Genomic DNA, 21,861 nt, shown 5'->3' with positions numbered 1-21,861 from the left:
TTTATAGCTGATGTTTGTAAAAGCAAACGAGTTGACCACACACCGCAAAGAAGTGCGGACAGCCATTTATAGCTGATGTTTGTAAAAGCAAACGAGTTGACCACACACCGCAAAGAAGTGCGGACAGCCATTTATAGCTGATGTTTGTAAAAGCAAACGAGTTGACCACACACCGCAAAGAAGTGCGGACAGTCATTTATGGCTGGCGTTTGCGGAGCAAACGTGTTGACCATTGTTTCCCAAGCCCTTCCGCTTAAATTGTAAGACTTCTTTTTTTGTCTGATTTTTACTGCCGAAAAACATTGACAACACCTGTAGTTTCGGCGTATACTGCTAACGGAAATGAAACCCATATAGGTCCATAATAGGTTGGATGTTTCTACCGGTTACCGTAAACAACCGCGCTATGAGTTTCCCGCATCTGGGGAATTTGTATCCGCAGATGTAGGCGGTATTTTTTTATGGAGATTTTAAGGAGGATTTCAAATGGTTCAGAAAAACTTTGTATGCAAAGGCGATATTTGCTATAGTAAAGATAAAAATACACTTCAAACCTGCAAAGACGGGTATCTGGTTTGTGAAAACGGCGTTTCTGCCGGTGTGTTCGCTGAATTGCCCGAAAAATATCAGGATTTCCCTCTGCTGGATTACACAGGCAAGCTGATTCTGCCCGGTTTTACAGACCTGCATGTGCATGCGCCTCAGTATCGTTTCCGTGCTTTGGGCATGGACTTGGAACTGCTGGAATGGCTGGATACTCATACATTCCCTCAGGAAGCGAAGTATGTGGACACAGATTTTGCCAGAAAGAATTACGCTCGTTTTGTGGAAGAAATGAGAAAAGGCCCTAACACAAGAGGCTGTATCTTCGGCACCATCCATCGTCAGTCCACAGAAGTGCTCATGGAACTGCTGGAAGAAGCGGGTCTGTGCGCTATGGTCGGGAAAGTCAATATGGACCGTCACAGCCCTGATATCCTGCGGGAAACCACAGAAGAATCCGCGGCGGAAACCATTCAGTGGCTGGCGGATGTGGCTGATAAATACCCTCATGTGAAACCCATCCTGACACCGCGGTTCCTGCCTTCCTGCACCGATGAACTGCTGGAAAAACTGGGTGATATTCAGAAACAGCATCATTTGCCCGTACAGTCCCATCTGTCCGAAAACAGAGGGGAAGTGGCATGGGTACAGGAACTGTTTCCCAAATCCAAACACTATGGCGATGCTTATGACAGCTTTGGTCTGTTTGGCGGGGAAAATTGCCCCACCATCATGGCGCACTGCGTCCTGAGCAGTGACGACGAAATCCGTTTGATGAAAGAAAGAGGCGTATTCATTGCCCATTGCCCCGAATCCAACACCAATCTGGCTTCCGGTATTGCTCCTGCCCGCCGTTACCTCACAGAAGGCATCCCCATGGGTCTGGGCAGCGATATCGCAGGCGGCACAAGATGCTCCATTTTCTTTGCTATGGCAGAAGCCATCCGCGTTTCCAAACTGCGTTGGCGTCTGGTGGATGAATCTCTGGCGCCCCTGACCATCCCCGAAGTGTTCTATCTGGCAACACTGGGCGGCGGTGCCTTCTTTGGAAAAGTGGGGTCTTTTGAAGCAGGCTATGAATTTGACGCTTTTGTGCTGGATGACAGCCGTTATGATAACCCCGGGGAATATGACATTGCCCAGCGTCTGGAACGTGTCATTTATCTGACAGAGGACAGTGAAGTCCTTCATAAATTTGTGGCAGGCAGACAGTTGTTCTAAAAAAGGAGAGAGTGCCATGCAATGTGAAAGCTGTATGTATTATCAGTACGACGAGGAATACGAAGAATATTTTTGCGACGTGAATCTGGATGAGGACGAAATGGAGCGTTTTTTGCGTGACGGCTTCCACAATTGCCCCTATTATCGTCTGGAGGATGAGTACCGCACTGTGCGTAAACAGATGTAATACAAAAAAATCCCAAAATTGGCGTAATTTTCTACACAAATTCCCCTTGCCTGAGAACAGGAAAAACCGTATACTTGAAACTACGGAAAAATGCGGTATTTTGTCCGAAAAACGGAAATAAAAGAGGAGAGAAAATTTGCGGCGAAACATAAGAAATTGGGGAAATGATATATTGCGTGCTGCCATCATCCTTCTGGTGCTGTTTTATGCCTGCTGGCCCCTGCGCCTTTCCGGCGGGTCTATGGAGCCTACCTACTATAACGGCAATGTGGTTTGTGTCAGCCGTCTGGCAGGCTTTTTTGGGGGCTATGACCGGGGAGATGTGGTGGTATTTGATTATACAGACGAGGACGGACAGCGGCAAGTCATCAAACGGGTCATTGCGGTGGAAGGCGATCGTCTGGAAATTGTGCCCGAAGGGGTCATGGTCAATGGTGTCCTGCTGGATGAGCCTTACGCCATGGGTCCTACGGAGGGCGTGGCAGATTTGGTGATTCCGCCGGATACGGTTTTTGTGCTGGGAGACCACCGGACGGAAAGCTTTGACAGCCGGAATATGGGCGTCATTGCGGAAAAAGATTTGAAAGGCAAAGTGCTGTTTCGGCTCTTTCCTTTCTTTGGATAATGGAAGAAGCGGCTGTGTTGGAAAAACACAGCCCTCAGGGTGTCGAAAAAGTCGACACCCTGTCGTCAAAGGCTCATTTCATTCAAGCCTTTGACGAGTAGACAGAAGTATAAAGCCGAAGTTCCATCAGCTAAAAGCCTTGAAACTTCGGCTTTTCCTCGTCGGAAGTGAATTCCGACTGCGGATTGAATTTGGGAAACTCTTTGTTTCCCAAGCCCTTCCGCGTTCTTGAAAAAATGTAAAACATAGTTTTTCTACAGGCTGGGCGGCTGTGTGTAAAACACAGCCCTTTTTATATGGAATCATATTTTTTCCCTTTCGTCATATATTTTACAGAAAGGCAATCCGCAAAAGACGGGATGCAGGTGCCTGATATGATGAAGGAGGTAGGAAATATGGCCTTGGAAATGACAAAGGATACCATGACTTGGAAACAGCGGAAGGGAACCCACCATTCCCGTATTTTGCTGGAAGGGGATATGATTGTGCCCGATAACCGCCCGGATGTGGCGCAGGTGCTCCATTGCAGCGGTACGGTACGGCTGGATGAGGTGAAAAGCGGCGAGGAAAAAATCAATCTCACCGGGGAACTGATGGTGCGAGTGCTGTATCGGGCAGCAGGCGGCGAAAAGCCCGTGTATGCCATGACATCTTCTCTGCCCATACAGGAAGTGCTGTACGTGGAAGGCATGACAGCAGAGGATGCTGTGAATGTAATGGCGGAAACGGAACATCTGGAATGCCAGCTTATCAATGACCGGAAAGTGGGACTGCGTGCCATTGTGGAAGTATGGGCGGAAGCGGAAGGCAGTAAGAGTCTTCAGACTGTCAGCGGCGCTCAGGGAGAAGCGGTGGAACTGCTGCGGAAAAAGGTGCTCACGGAACGCCCCGTTGCAGAGAAAAAGGACAGGTTCACAGTGAAGCATACAGTGTCCCTAAGTGCAGATCAGCCCAACATCGGGGAAATGCTCCATCAGGTATTGACCCTTTCCGATACAGACATCCGTGCTATGGACGGAAAAGTGGCAGTGCGGGGGAATCTGCGGCTGACAGCCATTTACGGCACAGAGGAAAACGGCATGCCTGTGGCAGTGGAAGCGGAAATCCCTTTCCATGGATTCATTGAAGGCGGCGGCATTACCCCCCAGACATGGACGGATGTGAAACTGACCGTCAATGAAAGCGAAGTCCGTCCGGCGGTGAATGACGACGGAGAAACACGGAATCTGGATGTGACGGCGGTCATTGGCGCGGAACTGAAAGCCGTAGACCATACGGAACAGGAAATGGTCACAGATGCCTATGGTCTGGAAAGCTGTTTGCAGCCCAAACGGGAAAAAGTCACCTTCCCCGTATGCGTGGGCATGACACGGAGCCGTTTCAGTCTGAAAGAAGGCGTATCTCTGGAAAATGGAGAAATGCCCATGATGCAGGCAGTAGCGGCATGGGGGCAGGTACATACGGAAGATGTGACTGTGGAAACAGATGCTGTCAACGTGGAAGGGGTATTGCAGGCGGAAATCCTCTATCTTTCCGCTGATGATGATGCGGCAGTATGTGTGCTGAAACGGGGGATTCCTTTCCGGCAGACCGTAGAAGTGAGAGGTGCAAAAGCAGGAGATACTGCCTGTGTACGCAGCATAGCGGAACAGGTGGACTTCCGCCTTATGACGGAAACAGAAGGGGAGCTGCGGGCACAGATTCTGCTGGAAATTCTGGTGACAGCCATGGAAGAAACAGAAGTGGTCACAGACCTTCTGGAAATGCCCGAAGAAACACCGGAAAAACGTCCTTCCGCCGTGATTTGTGTGGTACAGGATGGAGAAAGCCTGTGGGATATTGCCAAAAAATATCGCACCACACCGGAACGTATCCTCATGGTCAATGATATTGAAAATCCCGAACGGCTCTTTTCGGGACAGAAACTGCTGATTTTACGAGGCGGCAGAAAGTAAACATTTTTACGGAAGGGCTTGGGGAACAAAGAGTTCCCCAACTGGAATCCGCAGTCGAAATTTATTTCCGACGAGGAAAAGCAGGAATTTCAAGACTATTTAGTTGATGGAATTCCTGCTTTATACTTCTGCCTACTCGTCAAAGGCTTGAATGAAATGAGCCTTTGACGACAGGGTGTCGACTTATTCGACACCCTGAAAGCCGGATGCCTGTAAAAAGGTTTTCCGGCTTTTTTTGCTTGCCCGTGACGCAATTTGCCATTGTTTTTTTTGCCAATTCGGGGGGAGTGTGTTATAATTTTTCTATGCAATTGACAATAATGGACGGAAAGAGAGTTTGAGGTGTGTCATGAAAGGGTATTTTATCACCATAGAGGGCAGCGACGGCAGCGGAAAGTCTACCCAGCTGAAAAAAATCATTTCTTATCTGGAGGAAAAACAGGTGGATTTGGTGGTGACGAGAGAACCTGGCGGAACAGACGTGGCAGAAGCCATTCGGGAGCTGATTCTTGACCCGGCATATCCTGAAATGACTGCGAAAACGGAAATGCTCCTTTATGCGGCGGCTCGTGCCCAGCATGTGGAGGAGAAAGTCCTGCCGGCACTTCAGGCAGGAAAAGTAGTGCTTTCCGACCGTTATGTGGATTCCAGCATTGCCTATCAGGCTTACGGCAGAGGATTGGGCGATATGGTGGCGCAGGTGAACGCCATTGCCACCGGTGGTCTTGTGCCGGATCTGACGATTTTTCTGGATTTGCCTCCCGCAGTGGGCATGGCGCGCAAACAGCAGGAGGAAAACCATGAGCTGGATCGGCTGGAACAGGAAAAGCTGGAATTTCACCAGAAGGTATACGAGGGCTATGACGCGCTCTGCAAAAAAGAGCCGGAGCGAATCTGCCGCATTGATGCCTCCGGCACCATAGAAGAAGTATTTGGGCAGATCAAAGCAGCGCTGGATGAACTTTTGGACAGAGCGTAAGCCATTGATTCCATAAGGAGGGATTTATATGAAATTGATCATTGCCATTATCCAGGATGAAGACGCGGGCGAAGTTATCTCCCATCTGAACGAAGCGGAAATTCAGGTAACCAGACTGGCTACAAAAGGCGGTTTCCTCCGCAGCGGCAATACCACCATCATGACCGGTGTGGACGATGAGAAAGTAGATGAAGCCCTGAAGATCATTGAAGAAAACAGCAAGTCAAGAACACAGTACGCAACACTGCCTTCTTCCTGCGGCGCGATGCATGGATTTATCCTTGCGCCCATTGAAGTAAAGGTAGGCGGCGCAACAGTATTTGTGCTGGATGTGGATCAGTTCCATAAATTCTGATGGCACAAAAAGGAAAGGAGTGAAGGGCGTTGCACAGTTTTTCGGATATTTACGGCAATGCCCTTTTGCTGCGCCATTTGCAGCAGGCAGTGGCGGCGGGACGCGTTTCCCACGCCTATCTGCTGACGGGCAGCGCAGGCAGCGGCAAACGGCTCATTGCGGATACCTTTGCCAAAACATTGCAGTGTGAAGAAAGCGGCACAGAGCCTTGCGGTCATTGCAAAAGCTGCTCGGCGTTCGATTCGGGGAACCACCCGGATATTGTGTACGTCCGCCCCACCAAAAAGACATTGGGCGTGGACGATGTGCGGGAGCAGATATTGGAGGACGTGAGTCTGAAGCAGTATCGCTACCGCTATAAGATTTATATTGTGGAACAGGCGGACACCATGACCGTACAGGCGCAGAATGCCCTTTTGAAAACATTGGAGGAACCGCCTGCCTATGCCGTTTTTCTCCTTCTGGCGGAAAATCAGACGGCATTTTTGCCCACCATATTGTCCCGTACGGTGACGCTCCATATCCGACCTTTGCCGGATACCATGGTGGCAGATTATCTGGAAAAGAAAAAAGGACTTTCCCCGGCAGACAGCGCCGTTTATGCTGCTTATGCCCAGGGGAGCATTGGACAGGCGCTGGATTTGCTGGAGGACGAAAGTTTTCAGCAGATGCGGCAGGAGATTTTGGAAAAACTCATGGCTTTGCCTCAGGCGAAAAAAGGAGAGGTCTTTCTGTGGGCAAAGGATTTGGAAAAATATAAAGACGATCTGCGTTTTCTGGACATGATGCAGCTTTGGTATCGGGATTTACTCTATGCCAAACGGCTGCGCAGTGAAAAAGACCTCATTCAAAAAGACAAAAAGGCGGAGATTTTCAGAAGTGCCGTGGAATCCGAAGGGGAACTGGCACGAAAAGCCGCTCTCATACAGCGTGCCCGTGTGCAACTGGCGCGCAACGCGAATTTTCGGCTTACCATGGAAGTGATGCTGTTACAATTAAAGGAGAATTAGACTGTATGATAGAAGTTGTAGGAATCCGGTTCAAAAAAGCCGGTAAAATGTATTATTTCGATCCCGATGGTCAGAAACTGGAAAAAGGCGGTTTTGCCATTGTGGAAACAGCAAGAGGTATTGAATATGGCGCGGTTATCAAAGAAAATACCTTTGTGCCCGAAGAAACCATCGTACCTCCTCTGAAAAAGGTACTGCGTCCTGCCACAGCAGAGGATGCCAAAGTGGTGGAAGCCAATGCCAAGAAGGAAGAAGAAGCCTTCCGCATCTGCCTGCAGAAGATTGCCCGTCTGGAACTGGACATGAAACTGGTGGATGTGGAAATGACATTCGATAAGAATAAACTGATCTTTTACTTTACCTCTGACGGTCGTGTAGACTTCCGTGAACTGGTAAAAGAACTGGCGGCAGTGTTCCGTATGCGTATCGAACTGCGGCAGATCGGTGTCCGTGATGAAGCGAAAATGCTCAGCGGCATCGGCATCTGCGGCAGAGCTTTGTGCTGCGCTACATTCCTGGGGGATTTCCAGCCCGTGTCCATCAAAATGGCAAAAGACCAGAATTTGGCGCTGAACCCCACGAAAATCAGCGGTATCTGCGGCAGACTCATGTGCTGCCTGAAGTACGAAGAAGATGTATACGAAGAACTGAACAAGAAACTGCCTTTTGTGGGGGATATTATCTCTACCCCTGACGGTACCGGGGAAATCCTTTCCACAAACGTATTGATGCAGCAGGTGAAAGCGGCAGTGCGGAAAACGGAAAACGATCCCCCTACCATTGCTTTTTATCATGTGGATGAGATCAAAGTCATCAAATCCAAGAAGAAACGGAAACAGCAGCCTGTATCAGAGGAATTGAAGCAGTATGAGGACTGATGTGTTGATCAAAGAGGGAGAAAGGGTGGATGACCTGCACCGCAAGGGCTATGTCATCATCCAAGACCCCAAACGGTTCTGTTTTGGTGTGGATGCCGTGATCCTCAGCGGCTTCGCACGGGTGAAAAAAGGAGAAAAAGTGCTGGACTTGGGTACAGGTACTGGCATTTTGCCCATTCTGCTGGAAGGCAGAACGCTGGGAAGCCATTTCACAGGACTGGAAATACAGCCGGAAAGCGTAGAAATGGCAAGACGCAGTGTGGCGCTCAATGAACTGGAGGAAAAAGTGGAGATTGTGGAAGGGGACATCAAGGAAACGGCAGCTATTTTCGGCGGCGCGGTATTCGATGTGGTCACTTCCAATCCCCCTTATATGAATGAGGGCGGCGGTCTGCAAAATCCTTCCGGGCCTAAGGCCATTGCCCGTCACGAAGTCCTCTGTACATTGGAGGATGTGGTGAAGGGCGCCGCAAAGGTGCTGCGTCCCGGCGGACGGTTCTATATGGTGCATCGTCCCCATCGACTGACGGATATTATATGCACGCTACGGCAGTATGGACTGGAGCCGAAACGGCTGCGGTTCGTCCATTCCTTTGTGGATAAAGCGCCTTCTATGGTACTGGTGGAAGCGGGCAGAGGCGGCAAGCCTATGGTGAAGGTGGAGCCACCCCTTGTGATTTACAAAGCGCCGGGAGAATATACCGACGAAATCTATGACATTTATTACGGAGAAGGGCAGGCGTGAGTATGGCAGGAACACTTTATTTATGCGCCACCCCCATCGGCAATCTGGATGATATGACGCTGCGGGTGCTGAAACTGCTGGAAACGGCAGACATCATTGCGGCGGAAGATACCCGCAATACCCTGAAACTGCTGAATCATTTTGAAATCAAAACCCCCATGACCAGCTACCACGAGCATAACAAGGCGGAAAAAGGCCCGAAGCTGGTGGAACGGCTGCTGGCGGGAGAAACTATCGCACTGGTGACAGATGCTGGTATGCCGGGGATTTCTGACCCCGGTGCGGACTTGGTGAAGCTGTGCTACGAAGCAGGGGTACCTGTAACCGTAGCGCCGGGCGCATCTGCGGCGGTAGTGGCACTGGTGCTTTCCGGTCTGGATACCAGACGGTTTGTGTTCGAGGGCTTTTTGCCCATGGAGAAAAAAGAACGGCGTGCAGTTCTTTCCACACTGGAAAAGGAACACCGCACCATGATTTTTTATGAAGCACCTCATCGTTTGCTGGATACTTTGGAGGAACTGGAAAAGATTTTTGGTTCCGACAGGGAAATGGCAGCCATTCGGGAGCTGACAAAGAAATTCGAGGAAGTGCGCCGTGGTACTGTGGCGGAAATCAAAGCCCATTTTACTGCCCAGCCGCCAAAAGGAGAATTTGTGCTGGTATTTGCTGGTTATACTTTGGAGCAGCAGCGGCAGGCGGCACAGGAAAGCTGGGAAAGCGTTTCCATCGAGGAACACATGGAGCATTATCTCCGTCAAAACTACAGTGAAAAAGACGCCATGAAGCAGGTGGCAAAGGATCGCGGCGTATCCAAACGGGAAATTTACAGCTATCTGCATAAAGACTGAAATAAAGGAGGGTGATGGGATATGTTGGAACGATTTCAATCATTGAGCGGCTCTCAGATCATTCTGGCGGCAATCATTGCCTTTGTGATCTGGGCAATCATTGAATTTATCAGAAGTGTTCGCAGAAGTGTGAAAGTGGTGAAAAAGACCTTTGGCGAGGTGGATATGGCGCGGGTCATGGAACGGTGCCATGAGCTGTTCCCCATTGAAACCATTCTGTTCCGTGGGGCAGAGTTCCAGCGGGGCATGCGTATCCGCATCACTACCACACAGAAAACCATCATTGAAGGGGAATTGATCGGTATGAACAAGATCCAGATGATCTGCATCCGTACCAAAAACCAGATCATTGCCCATCAGCTGGATAAAATTCAGGAAATGACAAGAATATGAGAAAAGGGCGGCGTTTGGTTTTATGCCGCTTTGGGAGAAAACAATGATAGCTGGAATCTTTGAGAAAGAAAGGATTTCAGCTTTCACATTTTTATCAACATTTTATGAGGATTGTTTTCTTCTGAAGACAGCCATTGCAGTTCCCTTTAAGAAATCCAATAAAAGGGAAAATACTGTTTTCTTAAGGGCAACTGCTGAGCAAAGCCGCTTTTTTACGGGAAAGGAATCCATATGACATTGACGAGATTTCAACTGAAGATACTTGCCATCTGTTCCATGTTTCTGGATCATGCCATGAAGATTTTTGAGGATGTGCTGGAGCCTGCCATGGGGCAGACTTTGTATACGGCTGTCCTGTCTTTGGGGCGGATGGCGTTTCTGATTTTTGCCTTCCAGCTGGCGGAAGGCGTATGGCACACCCACAACGTGAGAGCCTATCTGAAACGGCTCTTTGGCTTTGCCCTGCTGGCGGAAATCCCTTTTCAGATGGTGAAAAGCCTGATTTTAACGGGAGGAATTTCCCTGTCCTTTGGGCTTACCAATGTGATGATGACCTTGTTTTTTGGGGTGTTGTCCTGTGTCGCCTATGCTTATTCTGTGCAGAAGGACAGAAGGGACATGGGCAAATTTGCTGTATTTCTCATTGCTCTGCTGGCAGAAGTCATGGGGACGGATTACGGCGGTTTTGGCGTGGTGTTTGTCTTTGTGCTCTGGTATACCTGGCATTCCCCTCAGCGGTGGCGTGCCATGTTCTGGATGATACTCTTTTATTACGGTCTTTGGATTCCTCTGGCACTGCTGTCTTGGGGCATTACATTCCTGGCTGTTTTTGAGTCTTTCATGTATCTGGCAGTGGCTTTGGGCACATGGGCGCTGTTGGGACGGTATCAGGGGGAAGTGGGGCAGAAAGGCGGCAAATATGCCTTTTATCTGTTCTATCCTGTCCATTTGCTGTGTCTGGCAGGAGCCTATTGTTTGGTGATGTAAAAAAGATTTCTTTAAAGCAGATTTCCCTGCAAAAGGGGAATCTGTTTTTTTGTATACAAAAACAGTAGGTTTTGTCGAAAGACATTTGTTTTTTCTTTGGGAAAAATGCGCATCCATGTCGGAATCGACACGGAAAAATTGGAGAAAATGTTGATATACCGCGATTCTTAACGACATCTTAGCGGTTTCTTAATTGCATTTTAACGGACTAAGGGCATATAATGTTACAGAAATCAGACCGACCGGTCTGTATGTATACATAAAGGAGGGATCGCATGAAAACGGAACTGAATATTTTGCAGACAGCATTTCGGCTGTTTTTGGGCAAAGGGTTTTCCGATATCTCCACCAACGAAATCATTCGGGAAGCAGGCACCACCAAAGGCGGCTTTTATTATTGCTTCAAAAGCCGTGAAGATCTGGTGGTTAAGGTCATCGAAACGTACCTGCGCCCCTATTACTTACAGCCTCTGGAAGAAATGCGGCAGGCATGGGAAAACAAACACCCGGACGTTTCCACAAAAAACCTGTTGTGGGATGCCTTTTTTGCGCCGCAGCGCTTCCGCAGATTCCAGGAAAACATTGGTATGGATATTGCCTTTCGGGATTTTTACTTCCTGCTTTATGAAGGCATGAAAAAATATGAGGAAGTGCAAAGCTATTTTGCACAGAATACCGAAGAAAGAAAAAGAATCCTGCACCGTATACTGGAGCGGGGCAAGGAACGCAAGGAAATTGCCGCAGATGTGGACATCGAAAGCTGCGTGATGATGACCCTTGCCATGCAGGACGGCATCCTGGCACTGAAGGTGCTGGATGAAACCATTGACGACGAAGAGAAGTACAGATATATGGAAGAACAGCTCTGGCGGGACATTGCCGTGCAGGACATTTATCTGAAGTATTTACATGGGGGTGTGAACAGTGCAGTATCATAATGAACAGACATACAAAATGGGGATCGATATCGGCTCCACAACAGTCAAAGTCGTGCTGACAGATTCTGCAAATGAAATTGTATTTAGTCGCTATCGCAGACATTTTTCCGAAATCAAGAAAACCGTAAAAGAAATCCTGGCAGAAGCCAAGGAAGAATTGGGTTATTGTGAATTTGCAACCATGATCACCGGCTCCGGCGGCGTTGCGCTGGCAAAAGCCGTTGGCGTAGACTTCATCCAGGAAGTGGTTGCTACAGCAAACGCCATCGAAACCGTTGTGCCTCAGACAGATGTTGCCATCGAACTGGGCGGCGAAGACGCGAAAATCATTTATTTCTCCGGCGGTAATGTGGAACAGCGTATGAACGGTGTATGTGCCGGCGGTACTGGTTCCTTCATCGACCAGATGGCAAGCCTGCTGCACACAGACGCAACAGGTCTGAACGAATACGCAAAAGGTTATGAAGTGATTTATCCCATCGCTTCCCGCTGTGGTGTATTCGCAAAAACAGACATCCAGCCCCTCATCAACGACGGGGCAAGAAAAGAAGACCTGGCAGCTTCCATTTTCCAGGCAGTTGTCAACCAGACCATTGCCGGTCTGGCATGCGGCAAACCTATCCGCGGTCATGTGGCATTTTTGGGCGGTCCTCTGCATTTCCTTTCTGAACTGCGTCAGCGTTTCATTGAAACACTGCACCTGACAGACGAAACTGCACTGCTGCCTGAAAACTCTCACCTTTTTGCAGCTTACGGTACAGCCGTTTCCAACAAAGGCGAAGCAAATCTGGACTTTGATACTCTGCTGGGTCGTCTGGAAAAAGGCGCAGAACTGTCCGCAGAAGTCAGCCGTCTGGACCCTCTGTTCAAAAACGAAGATGATTATGCGGTGTTCAAAGAACGCCACGATAAAGATAAAGTAAAACGCGTACCTCTTTCTACATACAAAGGCAATGCCTTCCTGGGTATCGACGCTGGTTCCACCACTACAAAAGTGGCTCTGGTCAGCGAACAGGGCGACCTGCTCTATTCCTTCTACGCAGGCAACGAAGGCAACCCTCTGAAAGTGGTTATGCAGAGTTTGAATGAAATGTATGATTTGATGCCTGAAGGCGTGACTATCCGCAATTCCTGCGTAACCGGTTACGGCGAAGGACTTATCAAAGAAGCATTGATGATGGATCTGGGCTACATCGAAACCGTTGCGCACTATAAAGCAGCACAGTTCTTCAAACCCGATGTAGACTTCATTCTGGATATCGGCGGTCAGGATATGAAATGTATCCGTATCAAGGATGGCGTCATCGACAGCGTACTGCTGAACGAAGCATGCTCCTCCGGCTGCGGTTCCTTCATCGAAACTTTCGCAAAATCTCTGAACTACACCGTTGCAGACTTCGCAAAGATTGCCCTTTTCGCAAAAGCCCCCATCGACCTGGGTTCCAGATGTACTGTTTTCATGAACTCCCGTGTAAAACAGGCACAGAAAGAAGGGGCAGATGTAGCGGATATTTCCGCAGGTCTGGCATATTCCGTTATCAAAAACGCACTGCTGAAAGTTATCAAAATCGCTGACCCTAAGGCTATGGGGAAATCCATGGTTGTACAGGGCGGTACATTCTATAACGACGCTGTACTGAAAAGCTTTGAGCTCATCAGCGGCAGAGAAGCCGTTCGTCCTGACATCGCCGGCATCATGGGGGCTTTCGGCGCAGGACTCATCGCAAGAGATAAATATACAGAAGGTTACCAGACAACATTGGTAAGCCGTGAAGAAATGAACGCGCTGGAAATCAAGTCTACTATGGCTAGATGTCAGGGCTGCACCAACCACTGTCTGCTGACCATCAACCAGTTCAGCGGCGGCAGAAGATTCATCACAGGCAACCGTTGTGAAAGAGGTCTGGGCAAAGAAAAGAACGAAAATCCCGCTCCTAACCTGTATGAATACAAACGCCACAGACTGTTCGACTATAAACCCCTCACAGCAGAACAGGCAACCAGAGGCACCGTTGGTATCCCTCGTGTGCTGAATATGTGGGAAGATTATCCTTTCTGGTTCACATTCTTCACAAAACTGGGCTATCGTGTGGTACTGTCCCCTTATTCCACAAAGGCAATCTTTGAAAAGGGTATGGAATCCATCCCCAGTGAATCCGTTTGCTATCCCGCAAAACTGGTACACGGTCATATCATGTACCTCATCGAACAGGGCGTAGACTTCATCTTCTATCCCGGTATCGTTTACGAAAGACGGGACAGCAGCGCAGCTGACAACAACTATAACTGCCCCATCGTGGCATCTTATAACGAAAATATCAAAAACAACGTAGAGGATTTGAAAGAAAAGAACATCAAGTTCATGAATCCTTTCCTCTCTTTGGATAAGATTGAAACCATCATCAAACGTATGACAGACGAATTCGTTCCCATGGGCTGCGATGCAAAAGAAATCAAAGCCGCTGTAGAAGCCGGCTGGGCAGAATGGGAAAACTTCCGTCATGACATGCACAAAAAAGGCGAAGAAACCGTGAAATACCTGAAAGACAACAACATGACAGGTATTGTGCTGGGCGGTCGTCCTTACCATGTAGACCCTGAAATCAACCACGGTATTCCCGAACTGATTGCAGGCTACAACATCGCTGTTCTCACAGAAGACAGTGTGGCACATATGGGTCATCTGGAACGTCCTACCGTTGTTCGTGACCAGTGGACTTACCACTCCCGTCTGTACGAAGCTGCAGCTTTCGTTAAGAAACAGGAAAATATCGAATATGTTCAGCTGAACTCCTTCGGTTGTGGTCTGGATGCTGTTACAACGGACGAAGTCAAAGCCATTTTGACAGCAGCAGGCAAAATTTACACAGCACTGAAAATCGACGAAGTAAACAACCTGGGTGCAGCCAGAATCCGTATCCGTTCTTTGATCGCTGCCATCGAAGACAGAAAAGAAAAGAACGTAAAACTGAGAAAAGGCGACGCTTCTCTGAAACGTGTACTCTTTACAAAAGAAATGCGGAAGGATTACACCATCCTGTGTCCTCAGATGTCTCCTATCCACTTTGACATTCTGGAACCCGCTTTCCGTAAATGCGGCTACAATCTGGAAGTCATGGCAGCTATGGATAAAGATGCCATCGACGCAGGTCTGAAATACGTAAACAACGACGCATGTTATCCTGCACTGATCACCATTGGTCAGCTGATGAACGGTCTGCTGTCCGGTAACTACGACCTGAACCGTACCGCTCTGCTGATTTCTCAGACTGGCGGCGGCTGCCGTGCTACAAACTACATCGCTTTCATCCGTAAAGCACTGGAAAACGCAGGTATGCCTAACATCCCTGTCATCTCCATCAACCCTGCAGGTCTGGAAAAGAACCCCGGCTTCAAATATGAACCCGCACTGCTCCACAGAGCCATGCAGGCACTGGTTTACGGCGATACCTTCATGCGTGTGCTTTACCGCACCCGTCCTTATGAAAAGGTAAAAGGCTCCGCAAACGCACTGTACGAAAAATGGAATGAAAAAGTCAAAAAAGATATCCTGCGTGCAGACAGAAAGACATTCTGCAGCAATATCGAAGGCATCATTCGTGATTTCGAAAATCTGGAAATCTACGAAGATATGAAGAAACCTCGTGTTGGTGTGGTAGGGGAAATTCTGGTAAAATTCCATCCCACAGCCAACAACGATCTGGTAAACCTGCTGGAAAGAGAAGGCGCAGAAGCTGTTGTGCCTGACCTCTTGACATTCGGTCTGTACTGCTGTTATAACGCAACCCAGAAAGAAAAATATCTGGGCGGCACCAGAAAAGGCAGAATCATTGCCAACGCACTGGCAAAAGTCATCGAATGGTATCAGAAACCTTTGATGAAAGCACTGGAAAAGAGCAAACGCTTCGACCGTCCCGAAGATATCCGTACTTTGGGCGAATATGCGAAGAAAGTGGTTTCCCTGTGCAACCAGACTGGTGAAGGCTGGTTCCTGACAGCGGAAATGATCGAACTGATTCACAGCGGCGTACCCAATATCGTCTGCACACAGCCCTTCGGCTGTCTGCCTAACCACGTTGTGGGCAAAGGCGTTATCAAGGAACTGCGTAAACAGTATCCCATCTCCAATATCGTAGCCATCGACTACGATCCGGGCGCAAGTGAAGTCAACCAGCTCAACCGTATCAAACTGATGCTGTCCTCTGCAGAAAAGAATCTGGCAGCAGGCAGAACAGACGCTCTGAAAGAACGTCACTCCGTAACAAAAGCAGCTTTCTCCGTAAAAGAAGACTAAGGGCTGTATCAAGTGTAAACAGAAAGCCGGAAATTCCGATTTGTGGAAATTTCCGGCTTTTTTGCGTACAGAAACTGCCCTTTGTGAAGAACTCTGCTGTTTTTTTCTTGCAATCCGTTTCCCAATGGCATAAAATAAAAGATGTATCGACATATTTTTTTGCAGACCGAAGGGAGGCGAAAGCCCAATGGCGAAAAAAACGGAGCTGTTCCCAAAGCGTGAGGAACGCGTTGCTTACAGCGGAAAAGCCGGTGCCGATGTGGAAAGAAATCGAGGAAAAAAAGGCAGACAAAAAACACAGCGCAGCCGAAAATCCGGCGGGCAGAAAGGCAATAAAGCCCGTAAGAATATGCAGCTTACACCGAAAAAAGCCGGAATTGGCGTTGCGGTCATCGTTGTTTTGATCCTGTTTTTTGCGTTTTTTCATAAAAATGGTACGGAAGTGTTTGTGGGCGAGGAAAGCATGGGTATTTTGAGTACCACATCCATTTCCGCCGAAGAAATCAAGACCAATCTGGAAGCCCAGCTGGCAACTACAGTGGGTACCAATGTACAAGTCAATGAGGAGATCCGGGCGGAAAAGCTTCATGTGTCTGGTGACCGGAAAAAAGATATCTGCACCATGGAATATCTGATGCCAAAACTGCGCAATGCAGTCACTTATAAAGTGGAAGCGTCTGTGATCTTTGTAGACGGCGGTGCAGTGGCGCCTCTGGCAACGGCGGAGGAAGCCCAGCAGGTACAGGATAAGCTGAAAGAACCTTATCTGCCTCAGGACGAAAATTCCAATGCAGAAATTTCCTTTGTGGAAAATGTGACCGTGGAAAATCAGTTCGTGGATTCTGCGGAAATCCTGTCTGTGGATGACGCAGTGGCAAAACTGACCAGCACCACACCTGTCACCACGACCTATACCGTAAAAACAGGGGATCGGGCAGGCAGTATTGCGGCAGAATTTGATATGACATTGGAAGAACTGTATGAAATGAATCCCAGCGCAAAAGATGCGGTTGTCATCGGTGAGACATTGAATGTTACCGAACAGAAGCCTATGGTTTCCGTCAAATCTGTGGAAACACAGGTGCTGACCAGTGTGGAACCCAAGCAGTATGAAACACAGTATGACGACACCAAGCCTGCCAGCTATCAGCGGGTAATCCAGCAGGGCAAGGACGGTCAGAAAAAAAGCACCATTCAGATTACACGCGTCAATGGTTTTGTGACAGAGGAAAAAGAAGTTTCCAAAGAAGTCATTCAGGAACCTGTCAACGAAATCATTTTGAAAGGGACGCAGTAATATAAATGAAAATATGGGGACAACATAATAAAGAGGAGGAACCAAAGATGAGCATTACATTTTCAGTCAAAGGCGATGCTGTGACAAAACAGGACTTTGCTGCAATGGCAGAAGAAGTGAAAGCATGTCACACAGCGCTCCATGAAAAAACAGGCAAAGGCAACGATTTCGTAGGCTGGGTAGATTGGCCCGTAGACTACGACAAAGAAGAATTTGCCCGCATCAAAAAAGCAGCGGAAAAAATTCAGAAACAGAGTGAAGTACTGATTGTTATCGGTATCGGCGGCTCTTATCTGGGCACCAGAACCGCTCTGGACTTCATCAAAACACCTTTTTACAACGAAGACAAAAAGAAAACAACCCCCGACATCTATTTCGTGGGCAACAACATCAGCTCCGCTTATCTGAGCGACATTCTGGGTATTCTGGGTGACAGAGATTTCTCTGTAAACGTGATTTCCAAATCCGGTACTACCACAGAACCTGCCATCGCTTTCCGTATCTTCAAACAGCTGCTGGAAAACAAATATGGCAAAGAAGGCGCAGCAGAACGTATTTACGCAACAACAGACAGAGCCAGAGGCGCACTGAAAACCATGTGCAACACAGAAGGCTATGAAACATTCGTCATCCCCGATGACATCGGCGGCAGATTCACTGTTCTGACAGCCGTAGGCATGCTGGCTATGGCAGTGGCAGGCGTAGACATCGACAAAGTTATGGAAGGTGCACAGTGGGCAAGAGAAGCTTACAGCAACCCTGACATCATGGAAAACCCCTGCTATCAGTATGCGGCAGCAAGAAATTTCTTCTACCGCAACGGCAAAACAGTGGAAATCCTGGCAAACTATGAACCTCACATGGTTTCTTTCGGCGAATGGTATAAACAGCTTTACGCAGAAAGCGAAGGCAAAGACGGCAAAGGTATTTTCCCTGTAGCTGCAAACTTCTCCACAGACCTGCACTCCATCGGTCAGTTCATCCAGGAAGGCAGCCGCTATTTCTTTGAAACCGTTATGTGGTGCAAAGAACCTAAGAGCACAGTGCTGGTACCTTTCGATGCAGAAGACCTGGATGGTCTGAACTTCCTGAAAGGCAAAGAAATGCAGTTTGTAAACAGCAAAGCTTTTGCAGGCACTATGTTGGCACACATGGACGGCGGCGTACCTAACATGGTTATCGAAATGGATCGTATGGACGCTTGGCACTTCGGCGCACTGGTTTACTTCTTTGAAAAAGCAGTGGGCATCAGCGGCTATATGCTGGATGTAAACCCCTTCAACCAGCCCGGTGTAGAAGCATACAAAAAGAATATGTTCGCACTGCTGGGCAAACCCGGTTACGAAGATATGAAAGAAGAACTGGAAAAACGTCTGAACGGCTGATTAGATTTTTCAGTAAGAAAAGCACAGAACATTTAGGGGCTTCTTTATAAGAAAACATAAAAGCTGAAATCTTTACAATGATAAAAGATTTCAGCTTTTTTATTTGGAATGATTCGGTATGTTTTCTGCTGAAGAAAGCCGTCGCAATTCCCCTTAAGAACTCAAGGAAAAGGAAAAATAATGTGTTCTTAAGGGGAAACTGCTTTTGTTATGTGCTTTTTCCTTATCTTTCGTCGGGAATCGCCCAGTCTTGCATCAATGCGCGCAGGTCTGAGGTATATTTGAGCGGGACGATATACTGTTCTTTATGATTGGTTAGACTGCCTGCGGGAAAGTCAATACATAAGGAATTATCCATAAAGACGATATATTCTGGTTGGAAAGCGGCTTCCATATCCGCTCGATCAGCCTCGGACACGGTTCCCAGTTCCAAAAGCTGATTGCCCAATTCCTCGGGAGGACAGGTGAACAGGTTTTCTATGGGAATATAGGCGCCTGTTTTGCGGTCAAAGACTTCGCACTGATTACGCTCGGTAAAGGTTTTTTCTGCCAAAGGCAGGTGCAGGGAAGTCTGGAAAAATAGGAGCCTGTCGTTGGCTGCCGCAGGAGAAACACTCTGCTCCAACAGCATACAGGAGAAGTTTTCTTTGTTCTGACTCTGCTGGTAGATGGCATAAGCTTTTTCCAGTTCTTCCATAATGTCATAAAGGCGTCCTCGTTCTTCATAGTAGGAAAGAACAGCGGATTTTGCGCTTTCATCCAGATTGTTGATGTTTTTCTTCCCTACTGCCATGACATTTTCTGGTGACTGGGGATGGTTTTCCCGCAAAAGGTCTGTACCGTTTGCTAAGGTGTATAGTGTGTGGTCGCTGTCAGCATATACCCGCAGTTCTGTGCCGTCAGACAGCGTGACGGTGGAGGCGGGAGTGCTGTTTTTCTCAATATCCATATCGATCAATTCCGCTTCATAGCAACGGATTTTTTTATTTTCGTAGGTATCGTTTTTCCCCGTCCGTGCGTTATAGACCGTGGAGATGAAGGGATACAGGCTGTCATCCATCAGGAAGTCTTCTTCGGAAAAAGAAGCGGGAACATCCAGATGGGTGTTTTCCATGAGGATGAGGCGGATGGTGCCGTTGGTTTCCGTATCCGCTACAACAGAAACAAGCCTGCCATTTTCGTCTGTTTCTCTGGCAATGATTTTTCCATGGGCGTTTACAGTGCGTGCTCCGCAGGAAGTCAGCGCCAACAGGCAAAGGAACAGTAATATTACAGTTTTTTTCATGTTATGATCCCCCTTTGTCGGAAAATGCGCTTCTCCTATTCGGGAATCGCCCAGTCATGGAGAAGGGCATGGATGCCTTCTGTATCTTCGATGGCAACAATGCGACCTTCGGGATAGGCAGAAAGGCTGTTTTCCGGGAATTTGATGCGGATGGAATCGCCCACGAATATCACATTTTCCAGTTGGAAAGCGGATTCCATGGCGGCTCTGTCTGCGTCAGACAGGTCTGCCAGTGCCAGAAGCCTTGTGCCGATTTCATTTTCCGGACAGGTGAACAGTTTCGCAGTGGGAATGGGAATTTCTGTTTCTCTGTCCACTGCCAGTCCTACGGAGTTGGAAGTTGTGTTGTTTATATACGTAGAAAGTCTGACTTTTGTTTCAAGATAATAGAGTTCCTCATTGGAAGCTGTCAGAGAGGTTGTCTGCGAAACAGCATATGGATAAAAATCACTGGGATTTTCTGTTTCTTTGTATGCGGCATAAGCCTGTTCCAACAGTTCGGAAAGGTCATACAAAGGCTCCAGTTTCAGTTTTTGCAGAACGGAAGCTGTGGACTGAGATTCTGTGAGGAGCAGTGTGCCATCTTCCAGTTCATACTGGTTTTCTCCTTCTTTTTCCACAATGTGCAATGTGGTGCCGTCAGCAAGGACTTTGGTATTTGATTTATAACCGCCTTCCAGATGGATGAGAAGGGCAGTATAGCCGGGGATTTCCTCCCCTTCATAAGAACCGAATGTTTTGGTATTGGCGTCGGCGTAGACGGAAACAACAGGATATACAGCATCGTTTGTGAGAAAATCCTCCACGGTAATTTCTCCATTGAGCTGATCCACGACGGTGTCTTCCGCAAAGAGAAAGCGAACGGTTCCATGGGATTCGGTTTCTGTAACAATGGCTGTCAGGTTTCCATTTTCATCGGTTTCCCGCCCGATGACCTCGCCTTTGAGCCACATTTCCCGCCCGCAGCCGGAAAGTGCCAGCACAAACAGCAGTAATACAATCAATCTTTTCATATCCATTCCCCCTTTAAATATGCCCTTTTTTCCAGTCTATCATAGGAAACTACAGAAAGCTATGTATACTTGTCTGATAACGGGGCAATCTGGAACAAAACTGCCGTATCTTTCGTTCAAAAAAGAGGATTGGTTTACATTTCCTTCAAAATTTAGTATAATTTTTTGAAAGGGAAAATTTTGATTCTGAAGGGGGAATCGAAGCTATGGACAGAAAAGTTTTGATTGTTGACGATGAAAAAAATATTGTAGATATCATTGCCTTTAACCTGAAAAAAGAGGGGTATCAGGTCATTACGGCATCGGACGGGGAAGAAGGGGTCAGAAAGACCTTTGAGGAGAATCCCGATCTGATTCTGTTGGACATTATGATGCCCAAAATGGACGGGTATGAGGCTTGCCGTAAAATCAGAGAGAAAAAACATACGCCTATCATTATGCTCACAGCCAGAGCCGAAGAAGTGGACAAGGTTCTGGGGCTGGAAATGGGCGCAGACGACTATGTAACAAAGCCTTTTGGTGTGCGGGAGCTCATGGCGCGGGTGAAAGCGAACCTGCGGAAAGTGGCTGCCCTTCAGGAAGCAGCAGGCATGGCAGCATCTGACGAGAAAGCATCTCCTTACGGAAAGCTGTCTTTGAACCTTGACCGCTACGAAGTGAAAAAAGATGGTAAGACCATCGACCTGACACTGCGTGAATTTGAGCTTTTGAAGTTTCTGGCACAGCAGAAAGGACAGGTGTTTTCCAGAGAAACCCTGCTGGAGAAGGTATGGGGTTATGAGTATTTCGGGGATGTTCGTACTGTTGACGTGACTGTGCGCCGTCTGCGGGAAAAAATCGAGGACGATCCCGGCAAACCTGCCTATATCCTCACCAAACGGGGTGTTGGTTATTATTTTGATTGTGATTAAAACGGAGTGGGA

At 48.0% G+C, this 21,861-nt stretch carries 20 protein-coding genes and 1 riboswitch; of the genes, 18 read left to right on the top strand and 2 right to left on the bottom strand.

The features are described 5' to 3' along the window. Nucleotides 1-329 precede the first annotated feature (329 nt). Nucleotides 330-427: riboswitch (purine riboswitch) on the top strand. A gap of 59 nt (nt 428-486) precedes the next feature. The 17 genes from INF29_RS00680 (at nt 487) to INF29_RS00600 (ending at nt 18,640) form a co-directional block, all read left to right on the top strand. Then, a complete protein-coding gene (locus tag INF29_RS00680) occupies nt 487-1,764 on the top strand; it encodes an amidohydrolase family protein (RefSeq protein WP_193484054.1) in 1,278 nt (425 codons plus the stop codon). 16 nt (nt 1,765-1,780) lie between these two features. Then, nucleotides 1,781-1,951 (top strand): DUF6472 family protein, encoded by a 171-nt coding sequence (locus INF29_RS00675; protein WP_193484053.1) that lies wholly within the window; start codon nt 1,781-1,783, stop codon nt 1,949-1,951. A gap of 136 nt (nt 1,952-2,087) precedes the next feature. Next, entirely contained in the window at nt 2,088-2,576 is a 489-nt protein-coding gene (gene lepB, locus INF29_RS00670; protein ID WP_087988476.1) for a signal peptidase I, read from the top strand. 395 nt (nt 2,577-2,971) lie between these two features. Next, complete coding sequence (locus INF29_RS00665; RefSeq protein ID WP_193484052.1) at nt 2,972-4,531, top strand: DUF3794 and LysM peptidoglycan-binding domain-containing protein; 1,560 nt, start codon at nt 2,972-2,974, stop codon at nt 4,529-4,531. A gap of 349 nt (nt 4,532-4,880) precedes the next feature. After that, complete coding sequence (tmk, locus tag INF29_RS00660) at nt 4,881-5,510, top strand: dTMP kinase (protein ID WP_193484051.1); 630 nt, start codon at nt 4,881-4,883, stop codon at nt 5,508-5,510. A 28-nt stretch (nt 5,511-5,538) separates the two neighbouring features. Next, a complete protein-coding gene (locus tag INF29_RS00655) occupies nt 5,539-5,865 on the top strand; it encodes a cyclic-di-AMP receptor (protein ID WP_022255537.1) in 327 nt (108 codons plus the stop codon). Nucleotides 5,866-5,894: 29 nt separating this feature from the next. Continuing rightward, nucleotides 5,895-6,875, top strand: coding sequence for a DNA polymerase III subunit delta' (gene holB, locus INF29_RS00650; protein WP_193484050.1), 981 nt, complete (start codon nt 5,895-5,897; stop codon nt 6,873-6,875). 5 nt (nt 6,876-6,880) lie between these two features. Further along, nucleotides 6,881-7,753 carry a PSP1 domain-containing protein gene (locus INF29_RS00645; RefSeq protein ID WP_087988480.1) on the top strand — a complete coding sequence of 291 codons (873 nt, stop codon included), beginning with the start codon at nt 6,881-6,883 and terminating at the stop codon, nt 7,751-7,753. Nucleotide 7,754: 1 nt separating this feature from the next. Beyond that, a complete protein-coding gene (locus INF29_RS00640; RefSeq protein WP_330608230.1) occupies nt 7,755-8,498 on the top strand; it encodes a tRNA1(Val) (adenine(37)-N6)-methyltransferase in 744 nt (247 codons plus the stop codon). Between the two features lie 2 nt (nt 8,499-8,500). After that, on the top strand, nt 8,501-9,346 hold the full coding sequence (rsmI, locus tag INF29_RS00635; RefSeq protein ID WP_087988482.1) for a 16S rRNA (cytidine(1402)-2'-O)-methyltransferase: 846 nt from the start codon (nt 8,501-8,503) through the stop codon (nt 9,344-9,346). A gap of 21 nt (nt 9,347-9,367) precedes the next feature. Next, nucleotides 9,368-9,739 (top strand): hypothetical protein, encoded by a 372-nt coding sequence (locus tag INF29_RS00630; protein WP_072848048.1) that lies wholly within the window; start codon nt 9,368-9,370, stop codon nt 9,737-9,739. Between the two features lie 43 nt (nt 9,740-9,782). After that, a complete protein-coding gene (locus INF29_RS00625; protein WP_193484048.1) occupies nt 9,783-9,974 on the top strand; it encodes a hypothetical protein in 192 nt (63 codons plus the stop codon). Next, entirely contained in the window at nt 9,971-10,726 is a 756-nt protein-coding gene (locus INF29_RS00620) for a TraX family protein (RefSeq protein WP_193484047.1), read from the top strand. The genes INF29_RS00625 and INF29_RS00620 overlap by 4 nt, the downstream gene beginning before the upstream one ends. 275 nt (nt 10,727-11,001) lie before the next feature. Further along, nucleotides 11,002-11,664: a TetR/AcrR family transcriptional regulator gene (locus tag INF29_RS00615; protein ID WP_193484046.1), complete on the top strand. Its 663-nt coding sequence runs from the start codon at nt 11,002-11,004 to the stop codon at nt 11,662-11,664. A gap of 16 nt (nt 11,665-11,680) precedes the next feature. Then, entirely contained in the window at nt 11,681-15,958 is a 4,278-nt protein-coding gene (locus INF29_RS00610; RefSeq protein ID WP_193484061.1) for an acyl-CoA dehydratase activase-related protein, read from the top strand. A 187-nt stretch (nt 15,959-16,145) separates the two neighbouring features. Then, entirely contained in the window at nt 16,146-17,255 is a 1,110-nt protein-coding gene (locus INF29_RS00605; protein WP_072848043.1) for a G5 domain-containing protein, read from the top strand. Between the two features lie 47 nt (nt 17,256-17,302). Continuing rightward, on the top strand, nt 17,303-18,640 hold the full coding sequence (locus INF29_RS00600) for a glucose-6-phosphate isomerase (RefSeq protein ID WP_191343884.1): 1,338 nt from the start codon (nt 17,303-17,305) through the stop codon (nt 18,638-18,640). 223 nt (nt 18,641-18,863) lie between these two features. On the opposite strand, the gene INF29_RS00595 is transcribed toward INF29_RS00600, so the two are convergent. Together INF29_RS00595 and INF29_RS00590 are read right to left on the bottom strand one after the other, a co-directional pair. Further along, nucleotides 18,864-19,925, bottom strand: coding sequence for a hypothetical protein (locus INF29_RS00595; protein ID WP_193484045.1), 1,062 nt, complete (start codon nt 19,923-19,925; stop codon nt 18,864-18,866). 35 nt (nt 19,926-19,960) lie between these two features. Further along, the gene (locus tag INF29_RS00590; RefSeq protein WP_193484044.1) at nt 19,961-20,938 is read right to left on the bottom strand and encodes a membrane lipoprotein lipid attachment site-containing protein; all 978 of its coding nucleotides are present in this window, start codon (nt 20,936-20,938) and stop codon (nt 19,961-19,963) included. Between the two features lie 206 nt (nt 20,939-21,144). Between INF29_RS00590 and yycF the strand changes: the two genes are divergently transcribed. Next, nucleotides 21,145-21,849, top strand: a complete 705-nt coding sequence (gene yycF, locus INF29_RS00585) for a response regulator YycF (protein WP_022365475.1) — start codon at nt 21,145-21,147, stop codon at nt 21,847-21,849. Nucleotides 21,850-21,861 lie beyond the last annotated feature (12 nt).

It is taken from the genome of Anaerotignum lactatifermentans, assembly GCF_014982935.1.
In the GTDB taxonomy this organism is placed as follows: domain Bacteria; phylum Bacillota; class Clostridia; order Lachnospirales; family Anaerotignaceae; genus Anaerotignum; species Anaerotignum lactatifermentans.
This window is presented reverse-complemented; position numbering and strand designations above follow the sequence as displayed.